Below are 15,506 nucleotides of genomic sequence, written 5' to 3' on the forward strand. Positions count from 1 at the left end.
GCCTGGGTTGCCCGGGTTGCCTGGTCGACGTGGTGCGATCCGGTCGGGACCGCCTTGTCGCAGTAACCCACAGTTGGCCCATCTTTGCGAGCGATTGCGCCGGATGTGTCGAAGGATGACGCCACAGCCACGAAATCGTCCGTAGCTGGTCTACACCACCTGACAGGCGGTCGCCAAACCATGAGTGCCGAGAGCGCCGACACCACGGTCGGTCCCGGGCGGGCCCGCTGGAACAACCTGTTCCAGGCGTTGCAGAAGATGGGGCGCAGTCTTCAGCTGCCGATCGCGGTGCTGCCGGCCGCGGGCATCCTCAACAGGCTGGGCCAGCCCGACGTGTTCGGGGCCGACGGGCTGGGCTGGACGGACGTCTCGAAGGTGATGGCGGGCGCTGGCGGTGCCCTGCTCGACGGCCAGCTGGGTCTGCCGCTGCTGTTCTGCGTCGGTGTGGCCATCGGGATGGCGAAGAAGTCCGACGGCTCGACGGCGTTGGCGGCGGTGGCGGGTTTCCTCGTCTACTACAACGTGCTGCGGCAGTTCCCGGAGGGCTGCGGCGAGGGGTTGGAGGCCGTGCCGGGCATCGGCTGCCAGGGGACGGAGGACGGCACGGTGGTGGCGTTCACGTACCAGAATCCGGGTGTCTTCGGCGGCATCGTGATCGGTCTGCTGGCGGCCTACTTCTGGCAGCGTTTCCACCGTACGAAGCTGGTGGACTGGCTGGGGTTCTTCAACGGGCGCCGCCTCGTCCCGATCATCATGTCCTTCGTGGCGATCGCCTTCGCGGCGTTGTGCCTGTGGATCTGGCCGCCGATCGGTGACGCGCTGGAGAGCTTCAGCGACTGGCTGGACGGCCTGGACGCCTGGGGCGCGGGCATCTTCGGGGTGGCGAACCGGGCGTTGCTGGTGATCGGTCTGCACCAGTTCCTGAACGTGCCCATCTGGTTCCAGTTCGGCTCGTACACCAAGCCGGACGGGACGACGGTGCACGGTGACATCAACATGTTCCTGGCGGGCGACCCGGACGCGGGGCAGTTCACCTCGGGTTTCTTCCCGATCATGATGTTCGCGCTGCCGGCGGCGGCCCTGGCGATCACGCACTGCGCGCGGCCGGGCCGTCGCAAGGAGGTCGGGGGCCTGATGCTGTCGGTGGCGCTGACGTCGTTCGTGACGGGCATCACGGAGCCCATCGAGTACTCGTTCCTGTTCGTGGCGCCGGTGCTGTACGCGATCCACGCGGTGCTGACGGGCGTGTCGATGGCGGTGACGTGGGGGCTGGGGGTGCACGACGGTTTCAGTTTCTCGGCGGGCTTCATCGACTACGTCATCAACTGGGGTCTGGCGACGCGGCCGTGGGCGATCATTCCGATCGGCCTGTGCTTCGCCCTCGTCTACTACGCGGTCTTCCGCTTCGCGATCACCCGGTTCGATCTGAAGACGCCGGGGCGGGAGCCGGAGGAGGAGCGGGAGGACATCACCAAGGCCTGAGAAGGGCCTTGCGGGGTGTGGCGTCAGGGCTCTCGGACCACCGGTCCGGGGGCCTTCGTCATGCCCGGCGGGGCTGCCTCGACGGGCACCGTGCGTAGCGCTCCGGTTGCATTTCTGGCGGGTTCCTTATCTCGCCTTCATCGTGCTACAACAGGTCTACACCACCAAGTGGTTTAGACCAGAGACGCTGCCGTCCCTTCCTTTTTCCCCGGGCGGCGCCTTGCCCTCCCCGGCCCCCGGCCGGGGGTCCCAGGAGGAAATTGTGACCACGGCCAGCGCCGCTCCCGCGGCCGAGAAGAAGAAGGGCGCCGGTGTGATGGCTGTGCTCCAGCGCATCGGGCGCAGCCTGATGCTGCCGGTGGCCGTCCTGCCCGCCGCCGCCCTCCTGGTGCGCCTGGGAAACGCCGACATGCTCGGGCGCCCGTCGTTCCCGACCTTCCTCACGAAGATCGCGGGGTTCATGGCGGCGGGCGGCAACGCGATCCTCGACAACATGGCACTGCTGTTCGCCGTGGGCATCGCGATCGGCTTCGCGAAGAAATCGGACGGCTCCACGGCGCTCGCCGCGGTCGTCGGCTATCTGGTCTTCAAGAACGTGCTCGCCACGTTCACCGACAAGAACCTGCCGAAGGTGGCACAGGCCGTCGACGGCAAGGTCGTCATGGTGGATGCGCCGGTCGACGCCAAGGTGCTCGGCGGTGTGGTGATGGGCCTCGTGGTGGCACTCCTCTACCAGCGGTTCTACCGCACCAAGCTGCCGGACTGGGCGGGCTTCTTCGGCGGCCGCCGGCTGGTGCCGATCCTGTCGGCCTTCGCGGGCCTGTTCATCGGCATCGTCTTCGGCTACATCTGGCCCGTCCTGGGCACCGGTCTGCACAACTTCGGTGAGTGGCTGGTCGGTTCGGGCGCCGTGGGCGCCGGCGTCTTCGGTGTCGCCAACCGCGCGCTGATCCCGATCGGCATGCACCACCTGCTGAACTCCTTCCCGTGGCTGCAGGCAGGCGACTACCACGGCAAGAGCGGCGACATCGCGCGCTTCCTGGCCGGCGACCCGACCGCGGGCCAGTTCATGACGGGATTCTTCCCGATCATGATGTTCGGTCTCCCGGCGGCCTGCCTGGCCATCGTGCACTGCGCCCGTCCGGAGCGCCGCAAGGTGGTCGGGGGCATGATGTTCTCGATCGCGCTGACGTCGTTCGTCACGGGCGTGACCGAGCCGATCGAGTTCACGTTCATGTTCATCGCGCCGGTCCTGTACGCCATCCACGCGGTGCTCACCGGTGTCTCGCTCGCACTGACCTGGGCGCTGGGCATGAAAGACGGCTTCGGCTTCTCGGCCGGCGCGGTCGACTTCTTCCTGAACCTGGGCATCGCGACGAACCCCTGGGGCCTGATGCTGGTGGGCCTGTGCTTCGCGGTGGTCTACTACGCGGTCTTCCGCTTCGCCATCGTCAAGTTCAACCTTCCCACTCCGGGCCGGGAGTCCGACGAGGAACTGGCGGAGATCCAGCGGGCGGAGGCCAAGTAGGACTTCCTTCCCGGACAGTTCGCCACTCTCGCGGCGGAATTTCCCCGAACCGATGGACGGTTCGGGGAAATTCGCATTCCCGGAATCATGTTTCTTCGAAAAGACGCCTTGTACGGTAGACGGAATTCCACCCCCACAGGCTCCAGTGAGCATGCTCACGCGCCGACCCGCCTTGATCATCTCCGCGGGCTCGCCTACGGTCTGGACTTGGCCGACATCGGCCACGACCAACAACAAAGTGGGGAATTCACATGAGCCTTCAAGCTCTTCGCGACCTGCAGTTCACGGAACTGACCGACGACGAGGCGGCCGCCGCCTCCGGTGAGGGCAAGAAGCCGAGCCGCGCCCAGTGCGAGTGGATTTTCGCGCAGATCGGAAATCCGCTGTCGTGCAGCTACGGGGATTACTACAAGCTCTGGAAGTCGATGGGCTGCGACAAGCTGTAGTGGTGATCCGCGCCCGCCCCGTCCAGGGGGCGGGCGCGCTCGTTTCCTGGGTGGGAGAGCTTTCGGTGAAGTGGCAGAGGTACCACACGCATCAGTCGGGGGAGACCGACTGCGGTCCGGCGTGCGTGCGCACGGTGCTGATGCGGCACGGGGTGCTGGTCGACTCCGCGATCCTGCGCGAGTCCATCGGGCTGGGCGAGCACGGATCGAATCTGCTCCGGCTCCGTGAGGTCCTGCAGGAGTACGGCGTCGACGGCGAGCTCCTCCGTCTGGACACCGAGCAGTTGGGGCAGGCGGTGCGGCTGGCGGGGCCGGCGATCGTCCTGCTGGAGGAGGACGGCTACCGGCATTTCGTGGTCGTCCACGAGGTCACCGGCTCCGGTGATTTCGTGGTCGGCGACCCGCTGCTGCGACGCCCGATACGTATCGCTCCCGGACTGCTGGCCGACGCCTTCCACGGCGAGGTCCTGGTGACCGACCGCCCGGCCGCGCGGCTGGCCCTCGGCACTCGCGTCAGGGGGTCCCGCTCGACGAGCCTGCTGCGCCGGACGGTGCGCGAGCAGCGGGGCCGCCTGGCCCTGATCCTGGCGGCGACCGTCGTCGTGGCGGGCGTGGCCCTGCTGAACAGCCTGTTCGTACAACTGGCCGTCGACCGGGTGATGAGCGACGGGTCGCGGCATGAACTGACGGTCATGGCGCTGGGGTTCATCGGCGTCGCAATGGTGGCCGTGGGAATCCAATATCTGCGCGGCCGGTTGATCGTCGCCCTCAGCCAATCGCTGCAAAGGCAGTTGTCCGAACGCTATCTGCGTAAACTCCTGCGCCTGCCGGCCGCTTACTTCAAGAGCCGCAGGGCGGGCGACCTGGTGAGCCGGCTCGACGATGTCCAGGAAATCCAGTCCTTGATCACCGCAGCCACCGTACGGGCGGCGATCGACATATGCGTGGTTCTTTCCGTCGGCGGTTATCTTCTCGCGACGGGGCCGATGCTCTTCCTCTTCCTCGTTCCGCCCGCCGCGGTCAATGTGCTCAGCTCGGTCCTGCTCCATCCGCACATCAGAAGCGCCGCCGAGGAAGCACTCCAGCGTGACGCCACGCTGAAGTCCGAGACCTTCAACGTCCTGAAGGGGCACAGCGAACTGATCGGTTACGGCAGAGCGGAGTTCGCCTTCGGCCGGATGTCCCGGGCGTTGGAGCGCAGAATCTCCTCGGAAACTCGCCTGGGCCGCCTGGAGAACCTCAATTCCGTGATCAAGACGGCCAGTCAGACCGTTTTCACCGTGGTGGTCGCGTGGGCCGGGCTGGCGCAGATGCTGTCCGGCTCGCTCACCGTGGGGCAGGTCTTCGGCTTCCTCACGATGTCCGGCTACTTCCTCGGCGCCATGGACTCCGTCGCCTCCCTCCAGGTCACCGCCCAGCGCACCTCGGCGGCCCTGGGCCGGTACCGGGACGTGGTCGTGTCCCGGGACGACGCACGGCACGGGCTGGAGCCGACGGCGGCCGAGACGCCCCTCGAACCGGCCGACATCACTGTCCGGTCCCTGCGCTTCCGTCATCCCGGTGCCCGGCGCGACACGCTCACCGGCCTCGACCTGGACATCCCGTACGGCACGACCATGCTGCTGCGCGGCGCCAACGGCTCGGGCAAGAGCACACTCCTCGCCCTCCTGTCGGGCGCGCACGGCGACTACCGGGGAAGCGTCCGTGTCGGCGGGGCCGAGATCAGCCGGATTCCCGCGTCCGAGCTGCCGAGCCGTCTCCTGTACGTACCGGAGAATCCCGTCCTGCTGACCGCGTCCCTGAGGGAGAACCTGACACTCGGTGTCCCGCACAGTACGGCCGACATCCTCGCCGCCTGTCGTACGGCCTGCTTCCTCGACGTACTCGAAAGCCTCCCGCAGGGCCTCGACGAGCCGATCCGTGAATCGGGGGCCGGCCTGTCCCGCGGCCAGGTCCAGCGGCTCTCCGCGGCCCGGGCCCTGTTGCACGCCCCCGAGGTGTTCCTGTTCGACGAGACGTTCAGCGGCGTCGACCGCGACACCTTCGCCCGCATCTGGGAACAGCTCCGCACCGTCAAGGGAACCAAGATCATGGTCTCGCACGGCCATGTCCAGGATGTCGCCTTCGACCTGGAGGTCGATCTGTCGTGAAGTTCGCCGAGTTGCTGGACCTGGTCCACAAGCCCGGCGCCACCGTCGGCTCCCCGCTCGCCGCCGACCTGGCGCTGATCACCGCCGTCTCGCAGGACCTCATGGCGGCCGAACTCCCCTCCTGCGACCTCGCCGGACTGGAGGCGGACTACGCGGCCCACCGTCCCCGCCCGGTGACGGCCGTCGTCCTCACCCGTGACGAGGAGGACGGCATCGCGCGTTGTCTGAGCGCACTCGATCAGGACGCGGACCACTGCCTCCTGATCGACTCCGAATCCGGTGACGCCACCGTGGACCGGGCGCTGCGGGCCCGAGGGGACGTGCGGGTCCTTTCCGCGCCGTGGGCCGACGACTTCTCGCACCACCGCAACCTCGCCTTCGGGCAGATCACGGACGGCTGGCTCTGGCACGTGGACGCGGACGAGGTCCTCGCGCCCGCGCACGCCGGCAGGGTCAGACGTGCCCTGTCCGCGCTGGACTGTCTGCTCCCGTCGTCGGACTTCGTCGTCTCCCCCACCATCGTCGACGTCGACGGCCCGGCCTACACCAACACCCAGCGCATCCTGCGCGCCGACGGCCCCTTCCGCTTCCGCGGACGCGTCCACGAGCACCCTTACGACGACCGCGGCAACACCCCGGCCCGCGTCCAGATCGATGCCCGCCTCGACCACTTCGGGTACCTGCCGGACGTGATCGACAAGCGGGGGAAACGGGATCTCTACGGCAGGCTGAACCGGCTGTCCCGAGCTGCGGAACCGGACAGTCCGAAGTGGGTCTACTACGAGATCCGGGACGCCCTCGACTACCGGACGGCGTCCCGGCAGGACTTGATGGCCGCGTTCACGGAGCTGGCGGCGGCCACCCCGGACGCCGTGCCCGCCGGGGTGCCCGACCACCGCTCCGAGCGGATCGTCGATGCCTGGATCCTGCTGTGCGAGCTGGCCGTCCGGTTCGGCGGCGCCGACCAGATCCGGACGTACACCGCACTGCTCACCCGGGCGGGCCTCACGGTGGAGGCCACGTACTACCGCACCGTCCTGGAGTCGAGCCGCCTCCTCGGCCGCCTCTCCTCCCTCGTCGACACGATCTCCTCGGCGGAGACGCACGAGGAGCCTGCCAACCGCCATCTCATGGCCAGGCTGTTCGAACTCCAGTCGACGCTCGCCCTCGCCAGCGGCCGGTACGAGGCAGTGCTGCCCGCCTACCGAAAGGCGGTCGCACGGAATGCCGGGGACAGCGCCGCAACGGACTTCGAGATGCTCCGGCAGCTCCTGTCCGACCTGCGCACCGGTCCCGCATGACGGACCTCGCGCAAGTCGGGCGAGGACGTCAGATCTCGTACGTCGCTCTCGGCGCCGCCACTTCCACCGGCCCGTCGAACGCCGCGCGGGCGTCCGCGAGGTTGGCCTGCGGGTCGGTCCACGGGGGGATGTGGGTGAGGACGAGGCGGCGGGCGCCTGCCCGGGCCGCCGTCTCCCCCGCCTCGCGGCCGTTGAGGTGCAGGTCGGGGATGTCTTCCTTGCCGTACGTGAACGCGGCCTCGCACAGGAACAGGTCGCTGTCGCGGGCGAGTTCGTCGAGGGCCGGACTGACTCCGGTGTCGCCGGAGTAGGTGAGCGTCCGCCCGCCGTGCTCGATGCGGATGCCGTACGCCTCCACCGGGTGGGCCACGCGTTCCGTGTGGACCGTGAACGGGCCGATGTCGAAGGTGGAGGGCTTGACGGTGTGGAAGTCGAAGACCTCGCTCATGGAGGAGGCCGAGGGGGTGTCGGCGTAGGCCGTGGTGAGGCGGTGTTCGGTGCCCTCGGGGCCGTAGACCGGGATCGGGGCGCAGCGGCCCCCGTCGTGGCGGTAGTAGCGGGCCACGAAGTACGCGCACATGTCGATGCAGTGGTCGGCGTGCAGATGGCTCAGGAAGATCGCGTCGAGGTCGTAGAGACCGCAGTGGCGCTGCAGCTCGCCCAGGGCGCCGTTGCCCATGTCGAGAAGCAGCCGGAAGCCGTCGGCCTCGACGAGGTAGCTCGAGCAGGCCGATTCCGCGGACGGGAACGACCCCGAGCAGCCGACGACGGTGAGCTTCATAGAGCAGAAACCTCCGCTGGCGGGGACCGGGAAGTACCGGGGAAGGTCGGAAGACGGACGGTCGTGAGAACGGGGCGACAGGGGTCGTGCGGTCCGTCGAGCGTAAGGCGCAAAACCTCCGGTCGCTCCTCCACCAGGGGCTGTTGTGGGGGAACTCACCTGTGCTGTCACCGGTTCGGCTGGACCCGGAGCGCAGGGGCGTGCGGAAGGGCGCGCACCGGGGAACGCGCCCCGGTACGGTCGTGCGTATGGACACGTCCTGGTGGCTGGCTCTCGTGGCGGTGGTGCTGCTCGCACTGGTCGCCACGCTCGTCGACGGCTGGGGGCGCGGCCGGCGTCCGGCGGGTCGCAGGTCGCGGCCGCCGGGACGGCCGGAGCGGGAGCGGGCGCGCGGGCGGGGTGCCGGGCGGCCGCGGCCGGCGGAGATCTGGTGGGCGAACGTGCCGTTCGAGGACGGGCCGGGCGCCAAGGACCGGCCGTGCCTGGTGCTGACGGTGCGGGGGAACCGGGTGACCGTCGCGAAGATCACCAGCAGGCGCCACGAGGAGCGGGCCGGGGTGATCCCGTTGCCGCCGGGCTCGGTCGGGGACGCGCGGGGCCGGGCGAGTTTCCTGGAGACGGACGAGCTGCGCCAGGTGCCGCTGGGCGACTTCCGGCGTCGGGTGGGTGTGGTGGACCCGGCCCTGTGGGACCAGGTCCGTCACCTGACGACGTAGCGATCGGCGGGCGGGGCGCTCACGCCCAGAGCTGGCCCTGGAGCGTCTCGATGGCCTCTTCGGTGGTGGCGGCCGTGTAGACGCCGGTGGAGAGGTACTTCCAGCCGCCGTCGGCGACGACGAAGACGATGTCGGCGCTCTCGCCCGCGTTGAGGGCCTTCCTGCCGACGCCGATCGCGGCGTGCAGGGCGGCGCCCGTGGAGACGCCCGCGAAGATGCCCTCCTGCTGGAGCAGCTCGCGGGTGCGGGTGACGGCGTCGGCGGAGCCGACGGAGAAGCGGGTGGTGAGGACGGAGGCGTCGTACAGCTCGGGGACGAAGCCCTCGTCGAGGTTGCGCAGGCCGTAGACCAGGTCGTCGTAGCGCGGCTCGGCGGCGACGATCCTGACGTCGGGCTTGTGTTCGCGCAGGTAGCGGCCGACGCCCATGAGGGTGCCGGTGGTGCCGAGTCCGGCGACGAAGTGGGTGACGGAGGGGAGGTCGGCGAGGATCTCCGGGCCGGTCGTGGCGTAGTGGGCGCCGGCGTTGTCCGCGTTGCCGTACTGGTAGAGCATCACCCAGTCGGGGTGCTCGGCGGACAGTTCCTTGGCGACGCGTACGGCGGTGTTGGAGCCGCCCGCGGCCGGGGACGGGATGATCTCGGCGCCCCACATGCCCAGCAGGTCGCGGCGCTCCTGCGAGGTGTTCTCCGGCATCACGCACACCATGCGGTAGCCCTTGAGCTTGGCGGCCATGGCGAGGGAGATGCCGGTGTTGCCGGAGGTCGGCTCCAGGATGGTGCAGCCGGGGGTGAGCCGGCCGTCCTTCTCCGCCTGCTCGATCATGTGCAGGGCGGGGCGGTCCTTGACGGAGCCGGTGGGGTTGCGGTCCTCCAGCTTGGCCCAGATGCGGACGTCGGCGGACGGCGAGAGCCGCGGCAGGCGCACCAGAGGCGTGTTGCCCACCGCGGCGAGGGGGGAGTCGTAGCGCATCGGGATCGACTCAGGCCATGCCGCCGGCCACGGCCGGCAGGATCGTCACGGTGTCGCCGTCGGTCAGCTTGGTGTCGATGCCGTCGACGAAGCGGACGTCCTCGTCGTTCAGGTACACGTTGACGAAGCGGCGCAGCTGGCCGTTGTCCACGATGCGGGCCTGGATGCCCGTGTGCCGGGCCTCGAGGTCGGCGAACAGGTCGGCGAGGGTCTCACCGCTGCCCTCCACCGCCTTCTGACCGTCGGTGTACTGGCGGAGGATGGTGGGGATGCGGACCTCGATGGCCATGACTCAGGGCTCCTGTCGGAAGGTGTGGGCAGCGCGGGACAAACGTGCGAGGGCGCCGCGGCGCACGGCCGTACGGCGGCAGGGCCGGCGTCAACAGATGGCGCTGGCGAGCCTGCACAGGTCGACGTGCAGCCGCGCCACGAGCAGTGCGCCCGGCGTCTTCTCGCTCACGTCATGGGAAACCATGGGCTCATCGTATCGATTCCCGGTCCGGCCCCTGGAGTGTGATCCCACATGATGGATGGTCTCCGACCGGATGCCGGGATCAGTACGCCTCGACGACCCTGACCTCCTCCTCCGTGACCTGGCCGTCCACGATCCGGTAGGAGCGGAACTGGAAGGGGCCGGCCTCGTCGGTGTCGGCGGTGGAGACGAGGACGTAGTGGGCGCCGGGCTCGTTGGCGTAGGAGATGTCGGTGCGGGAGGGGTAGGCCTCGGTGGCCGTGTGGGAGTGGTAGATGACCACCGGCTCCTCGTCGCGGTCGTCCATCTCGCGGTAGAGCTTGAGCAGGTCCTGCGAGTCGAACTCGTAGAAGGTGGGCGAGCGGGCCGCGTTGAGCATGGGGATGAACCGCTCGGGGCGGCCCGAGCCGGCGGGGCCCGCGACCACGCCGCACGCCTCGTCGGGGTGGTCCTCGCGCGCGTGGGCGACGATCTGGTCGAACAGGGCCTGGGTGAGGGTCAGCATGGTCGCCAGGATAAGCAGAGGGGCCGCGCCGTACCGAAGGGCGGTACGGCGCGGCCCGCATGCCGGACGTCCTGAGCGGCAGCCGCAGGGGGCGCCACGAGTGCCCCCTGCGGCCGGACGTCCTCGGAGGTCAGCCCACCTTGTCGAATTCACCGAGTTCCGGCCGGCGGCCCTGGGTGATCTGCGGGCTGCGGGACTTCAGCACGGCCCAGCCGACGCCGAGGGCGGCGGCCCAGCCGGCCATCACGTAGAGGCAGACGCGGGAGTCGGCGTCGTAGGCGATGAGGCCGGTGACGAAGAGGAGGAAGGCGATGGCGACGTAGCTGCACTTCGCGCCGCCGGGCGCCGGGAAGGGCGAGGCGGGCAGGCGGCCCGCGTCGACCGCGCGGCGGTAGAGGACGTGGCTGATCAGGATCATCAGCCAGGTCCAGATGCCGGCCGCGGTGGCGACGGAGGTGACGTAGCCGAAGGCTTTCTCGGGGACGACGTAGTTGAGGACGACGCCGATGCCCATGAAGGCGACGGAGACGGCGATGCCGAGGGCGGGCGTCTTGGTCGCGGACAGCTTGCGGAAGGCGGCGGGGGCCTCGCCGCTGTCGGCGAGGTTGCGCAGCATGCGGCCGGTGGAGTACATGCCGGAGTTGCAGGAGGACAGGGCGGCGGTGAGCACGACGAAGTTGACGATGGCGGCGCCGGCCGGGATGCCGATCTTGGCGAAGGCGGCGACGAAGGGGCTCACGCCGGGCGCGAACTCGGTCCACTTGACGACGCAGAGGATGACGGTGAGGGCGCCGACGTAGAAGAGCGCGATGCGCCACGGAAGCGTGTTGATGGCCTTGGGGAGGGTCTTCTCCGGGTCCTCGGACTCGCCCGCGGTGACGCCGACCAGCTCGACGGCGAGGTAGGCGAACATGACGCCCTGGAGGGTCATGAGGGAGGAGCCGACGCCCTTGGGGAAGAAGCCGTCGAAGGCCCACAGGTTGGAGACGGCGGCGGTGTCGCCGGCCGAGCTGAAGCCGAAGGTGAGGACGCCGAGGCCGATGACGATCATGCCGATGAGCGCGGTGACCTTGACCATCGAGAACCAGAACTCCAGCTCACCGAAGAGCTTCACGGAGATCAGGTTGACCCCGAAGAGGATCACCAGGAAGACCAGGGCCGTCACCCACTGGGGGATGGACGGGAACCAGTAGTTGACGTAGATCGCGGCGGCCGTCAGTTCGGCCATGCCGGTCACCACCCACATCAGCCAGTACGTCCAGCCGGTGAAGTAGCCGAAGAAGGGGCCGAGGAACTCGCGGGAGTACTCCGCGAAGGACCCGGAGACCGGGCGGTAGAGGAGCAGTTCGCCGAGCGCCCGCATGATGAAGAAGATGATCACGCCCGCGAGGGCGTACATGAGGATGAGGCTGGGACCGGCCTTGGCGATGTTCGCCCCGGCTCCCAGGAAGAGGCCGACGCCGATCGCGCCGCCGATCGCGATCATCTGGACCTGGCGGCTGCCGAGTCCGCGCTCGTAGCCCTCCTCCGGACCCTCTGGGGTTTTCTCCGTGTCGACCTGAGCGGAGGTCATGTGTGGTGCGCCTTTCTCCATACCGGACCGGGCCTTCGTCGACCGCGGACCGGTTCTCGATCCCCCCGGACTGATGGAGCGTTGTGCCTGGCCGGCGATCCGCCGGCTCGGTGGCGCACCCGGCGGACATACGGGTGGTGTCCGTCGGGCGGTCGTGAAGATTTATCACGCCCGTCATCCTGATCGCCCGGGCGGCGTGTGGCGCACCCCACAAGAAGAAGCGGCCAAACTGGACACAAAAGGGGCACAGTCGACCGCACCGGTGACGTGATCGTTATCCGGATTTGAGCGTCCTCTGAGCGAACACGCAACCGTCACACATCAGGTCGTAACGGTTCGTTCCGCGGCGCGCGGGGCGCGTTCTCCGCTCCTCGACCCGCGGGGCGCGCCCTCCGGCTCTCGGGTACGCACCCCGGGGGATCCGGCGGACCTCGGCGGATCTCAGCCCATGAGGGTGTTCACGAGCGTCTCCTGGAGGCCGCCGAGCCACAGGTACGCCATCACCATCGGCTTGCGCGGGTCCTCGTCCGGCAGCCGGTACAGGAGGTCGGTGTCGTCCTCGGCGGTGATGTCCAGCCGGGAGCCGATCGCCAGACGGAGGTCGTTGAGCGCGCCGAGCCACTGCCGGGACTCCTCGGGCGACAGTTCGAGGACCGCCACGCCGTCGTCCTCGGCGTCCAGCGTGTCCAGCGCGTCCAGGGAGCGCACGACCGCGAGCGCGTTCTCGCGCTTGCCCGCCCTGAGGTCGTTCTCGGTGAAGCGGCGGAACTCGGCGGAGCGGGAACGCCGTTCCTCCTCCTCCCGCGGCCCGGGGGCGGCCTCGGGGTCGACGTAGGCGTCGGGGAAGAGGCGCTGGAGGACGGGGTCGGAGGGCGGTTCGCTCGGGCCCTCGGCGAACAGTTCCGCGAGCGGGTCGGCGGAGGCGTCCTCGGCGGGGCCGGGGCCGATCAGCTCCAGGAGCTGGACGGCCAGCGACCGGATGATGGAGATCTCGACGTCGTCGAGGGCGACGGCCGCGCCGCCGCCGGGCATCGGTTCGAAGTGTCCTGGCATCGGTGAGGTGACTACTTCCGGTCCTGCTGGAGGGTGGCCCACAGTCCGTAACCGTGCATCGCCTGCACGTCGCGTTCCATCTCCTCGCGGCTTCCGCTGGAGACGACCGCCCGGCCCTTGTGGTGGACGTCGAGCATGAGCTTGGTGGCCTTGTCCTTGGAGTAGCCGAAGTACGTCTGGAAGACGTACGTCACGTAGCTCATGAGGTTGACCGGGTCGTTGTGGACGATCGTGACCCAGGGGACGTCCGGCTCCGGCACGGCGAAGACCTCCTCCGCCGACTCGGTGCGTTCGATCTCAAGGGGAGCGGGTGACGTCACAGTGCCCATGCTGCCATGCACCCCGGAAATCGTCACACCGACGAAAAGGGAGTACGATCCCCTGCCATGCGACGCGCTCCGGGGGGACGCCCCCGGACCCCCGGCCTGGCCGGGGCATCCGGAGAGTACGGACTAGGTGAGGCAAGTGGACGTAGCGGATCTCGGGCTGCCGGTGGATGTTCCCTCGACGGCGCTCTTCACGGACCAGTACGAGCTGACGATGCTGCAGGCCGCGCTGAGGGCGGGCACCGCCGAGCGGCGCAGCGTCTTCGAGGTCTTCACCCGGCGCCTGCCCGAGGGCCGGCGCTACGGCGTGGTGGCCGGCACCGGACGCGTCCTGGACGCCGTCGAGAACTTCCGCTTCGACGCGGGCGTCCTCGGCTTCCTGCGCGAGCGGAAGATCGTCGACGAGGCCACCCTGGAATGGCTGGCCTCCTACCGCTTCTCGGGCGACGTCTGGGGCTACCCGGAGGGCGAGGTGTACTTCCCCGGCTCGCCCGTCATGCGGGTCGAGGGCTCCTTCGCCGAGTGCGTGCTGCTGGAGACCGTGATCCTGTCCATCCTCAACCACGACTCCGCGATCGCGGCCGCCGCCTCCCGGATGTCCTCGGCGGCCGGGGGACGCCCGCTGATCGAGATGGGCGCCCGCCGCACCCACGAGCTGGCGGCGGTGGCCGCGTCCCGCGCCGCGTACGTCGGCGGCTTCGCCACCACCTCCGACCTGGCGGCCGGTTTCCGCTACGGCATCCCCACGGTGGGCACCAGCGCGCACGCCTTCACCCTCCTGCACGACACCGAGCGCGACGCCTTCCGCGCCCAGGTGGAGTCGCTGGGCCGCGGCACCACCCTCCTCGTGGACACCTACGACGTCACCGAGGCCGTCCGGGCGGCCGTGGAGGTCGCCGGGCCCGAGCTGGGCGCGGTGCGCATCGACTCCGGCGACCTGCTGCTCGTCGCGCACCGGGTGCGCCAGCAGCTGGACGAGCTGGGCGCGACCGGCACGAAGATCATCGTGACCTCGGACCTCGACGAGTACGCCATCGCCTCCCTGGCCGCGGCGCCCGTGGACGCGTACGGCGTCGGGACGCAACTGGTGACCGGGTCCGGGCACCCGACCTGCTCGATGGTCTACAAACTGGTCGCCCGCGCCGAGTCCGCCGACCCGAAGGCCCCCCTGGTGCCGGTGGCGAAGAAGTCGTCCGGCGGCAAGACGTCGATCGGCGGCCGCAAGTGGGCCGCGCGCCGCCCGGACGCGGACGGCGTCGCCGAGGCCGAGGTCGTCGGCACCGGCCAGGTCCCCGCCGAGCTGGTCGACCACCAGCTGCAGGTCGAGCTGGTCAAGGGCGGCGAGGTCGTCGCCCGCGAGCCCCTGGACGTGGTCCGCGACCGGCACGCGGCCGCCCGCGCCGGGCTGCCGCTGTCCGCTGCACAGCTCTCGCGCGGGGAACCCGTCCTGGCGACGGAGTACGTCCAGGGCCGCTCGGGTAGCTAGAGCCCATGTCCGTGGGAAGGGGCGGGCCGCACCCCTCCCCTACCACCGCCGAAGTCTCTAGGCTCGATTACTTCACCCTCTCCCGGGCTCGAGAGAGTCGGGGGACCCCCATCGAAGGACACCCACCATGCGCCGCGCCTTGATCGTCGTAGACGTGCAGAACGACTTCTGCGAGGGGGGCAGCCTCGCGGTGTCCGGCGGTGCCGACGTCGCCGCCGCCATCACCGAACTGATCGGGCAGGCCCCCGCCGGATACCGCCACGTGGTGGCCACCCGCGACCACCACATCGCCCCCGGCGGCCACTTCGCCGACAACCCCGACTACGTGCGCTCCTGGCCCGCGCACTGCGTCGCGGGCACCGAGGGCGTCGGCTTCCACCCGAACTTCGCCCCGGCGGTCGCCTCCGGCGCCGTCGACGCGGTCTTCGACAAGGGCGCCTACGCCGCCGCGTACAGCGGGTTCGAGGGCGCCGACGAGAACGGCGTCAAGCTGGGCGACTGGCTGCGCGACCGCGGGATCGACGAGGTGGACGTGGTCGGCATCGCCACCGACCACTGCGTTCGGGCCACGGCGCTGGACGCGGCCCGGGAGGGCTTCCGCACCCAGGTCCTGCTCGACCTGACCGCCGGGGTCGCCCCGGAGACCACCGAGCGGGCGCTCGAGGAGCTGCGCGGGGCGGGCGTGGAGCTGTCGGGCAAGCCGGTCGTGCAGTGATC

The 15,506-nt window shown here is 69.6% G+C and carries 16 protein-coding genes; 8 read left to right on the plus strand and 8 right to left on the minus strand.

Features of this window, described 5'->3' with window-relative positions; all coding sequences use genetic code 11:
* The first annotated feature begins 180 nt into the window (after positions 1 to 180).
* From AB0N31_RS16010 to AB0N31_RS16030, 5 genes are all read left to right on the plus strand, one after another.
* Positions 181 to 1,482, plus strand: coding sequence for a PTS transporter subunit EIIC (locus tag AB0N31_RS16010; RefSeq protein ID WP_366058974.1), 1,302 nt, complete (start codon positions 181 to 183; stop codon positions 1,480 to 1,482).
* Positions 1,483 to 1,744: 262 nt separating this feature from the next.
* Complete coding sequence (locus AB0N31_RS16015; RefSeq protein ID WP_366058975.1) at positions 1,745 to 3,010, plus strand: PTS transporter subunit EIIC; 1,266 nt, start codon at positions 1,745 to 1,747, stop codon at positions 3,008 to 3,010.
* A gap of 251 nt (positions 3,011 to 3,261) precedes the next feature.
* Complete coding sequence (locus AB0N31_RS16020) at positions 3,262 to 3,456, plus strand: hypothetical protein (RefSeq protein WP_366058976.1); 195 nt, start codon at positions 3,262 to 3,264, stop codon at positions 3,454 to 3,456.
* A 65-nt stretch (positions 3,457 to 3,521) separates the two neighbouring features.
* Positions 3,522 to 5,606 (plus strand): ABC transporter transmembrane domain-containing protein, encoded by a 2,085-nt coding sequence (locus AB0N31_RS16025; RefSeq protein WP_366058977.1) that lies wholly within the window; start codon positions 3,522 to 3,524, stop codon positions 5,604 to 5,606.
* A complete protein-coding gene (locus AB0N31_RS16030) occupies positions 5,603 to 6,907 on the plus strand; it encodes a glycosyltransferase (RefSeq protein WP_366058978.1) in 1,305 nt (434 codons plus the stop codon). Before AB0N31_RS16025 ends, AB0N31_RS16030 begins: the two co-directional genes overlap by 4 nt.
* Positions 6,908 to 6,935: 28 nt before the next feature.
* Here the strand turns inward: AB0N31_RS16030 and AB0N31_RS16035 are convergent, their stop codons facing one another.
* On the minus strand, positions 6,936 to 7,688 hold the full coding sequence (locus AB0N31_RS16035) for an MBL fold metallo-hydrolase (RefSeq protein WP_366058979.1): 753 nt from the start codon (positions 7,686 to 7,688) through the stop codon (positions 6,936 to 6,938).
* A gap of 248 nt (positions 7,689 to 7,936) precedes the next feature.
* On the opposite strand from AB0N31_RS16035, the gene AB0N31_RS16040 reads away from it, so the two are divergent.
* Positions 7,937 to 8,404, plus strand: coding sequence for a type II toxin-antitoxin system PemK/MazF family toxin (locus AB0N31_RS16040; RefSeq protein ID WP_366058980.1), 468 nt, complete (start codon positions 7,937 to 7,939; stop codon positions 8,402 to 8,404).
* Positions 8,405 to 8,423: 19 nt separating this feature from the next.
* Here AB0N31_RS16040 and AB0N31_RS16045 read toward each other — a convergent pair whose 3' ends face one another.
* From AB0N31_RS16045 to clpS, 7 genes are all read right to left on the minus strand, one after another.
* A complete protein-coding gene (locus tag AB0N31_RS16045) occupies positions 8,424 to 9,374 on the minus strand; it encodes a cysteine synthase (protein ID WP_366058981.1) in 951 nt (316 codons plus the stop codon).
* 10 nt (positions 9,375 to 9,384) lie between these two features.
* Positions 9,385 to 9,663 (minus strand): MoaD/ThiS family protein, encoded by a 279-nt coding sequence (locus tag AB0N31_RS16050; protein WP_363088522.1) that lies wholly within the window; start codon positions 9,661 to 9,663, stop codon positions 9,385 to 9,387.
* 90 nt (positions 9,664 to 9,753) lie between these two features.
* Positions 9,754 to 9,849: a putative leader peptide gene (locus AB0N31_RS16055; protein ID WP_319180349.1), complete on the minus strand. Its 96-nt coding sequence runs from the start codon at positions 9,847 to 9,849 to the stop codon at positions 9,754 to 9,756.
* 79 nt (positions 9,850 to 9,928) lie between these two features.
* Positions 9,929 to 10,351 carry a M67 family metallopeptidase gene (locus AB0N31_RS16060; protein ID WP_366058982.1) on the minus strand — a complete coding sequence of 141 codons (423 nt, stop codon included), beginning with the start codon at positions 10,349 to 10,351 and terminating at the stop codon, positions 9,929 to 9,931.
* Positions 10,352 to 10,481: 130 nt separating this feature from the next.
* Positions 10,482 to 11,924: an amino acid permease gene (locus AB0N31_RS16065; protein ID WP_366058983.1), complete on the minus strand. Its 1,443-nt coding sequence runs from the start codon at positions 11,922 to 11,924 to the stop codon at positions 10,482 to 10,484.
* A gap of 441 nt (positions 11,925 to 12,365) precedes the next feature.
* The gene (locus tag AB0N31_RS16070; RefSeq protein ID WP_366058984.1) at positions 12,366 to 12,977 is read right to left on the minus strand and encodes a DUF2017 domain-containing protein; all 612 of its coding nucleotides are present in this window, start codon (positions 12,975 to 12,977) and stop codon (positions 12,366 to 12,368) included.
* An 11-nt stretch (positions 12,978 to 12,988) separates the two neighbouring features.
* A complete protein-coding gene (gene clpS, locus AB0N31_RS16075; RefSeq protein ID WP_055623360.1) occupies positions 12,989 to 13,306 on the minus strand; it encodes an ATP-dependent Clp protease adapter ClpS in 318 nt (105 codons plus the stop codon).
* A gap of 136 nt (positions 13,307 to 13,442) precedes the next feature.
* On the opposite strand from clpS, the gene AB0N31_RS16080 reads away from it, so the two are divergent.
* Positions 13,443 to 14,789, plus strand: a complete 1,347-nt coding sequence (locus tag AB0N31_RS16080; RefSeq protein ID WP_366058985.1) for a nicotinate phosphoribosyltransferase — start codon at positions 13,443 to 13,445, stop codon at positions 14,787 to 14,789.
* A gap of 127 nt (positions 14,790 to 14,916) precedes the next feature.
* Positions 14,917 to 15,504, plus strand: coding sequence for a nicotinamidase (locus AB0N31_RS16085; protein WP_366058986.1), 588 nt, complete (start codon positions 14,917 to 14,919; stop codon positions 15,502 to 15,504).
* Positions 15,505 to 15,506: the final 2 nt, after the last annotated feature.

The organism is Streptomyces sp. NPDC051051, assembly GCF_040682975.1.
In the GTDB taxonomy this organism is placed as follows: domain Bacteria; phylum Actinomycetota; class Actinomycetes; order Streptomycetales; family Streptomycetaceae; genus Streptomyces.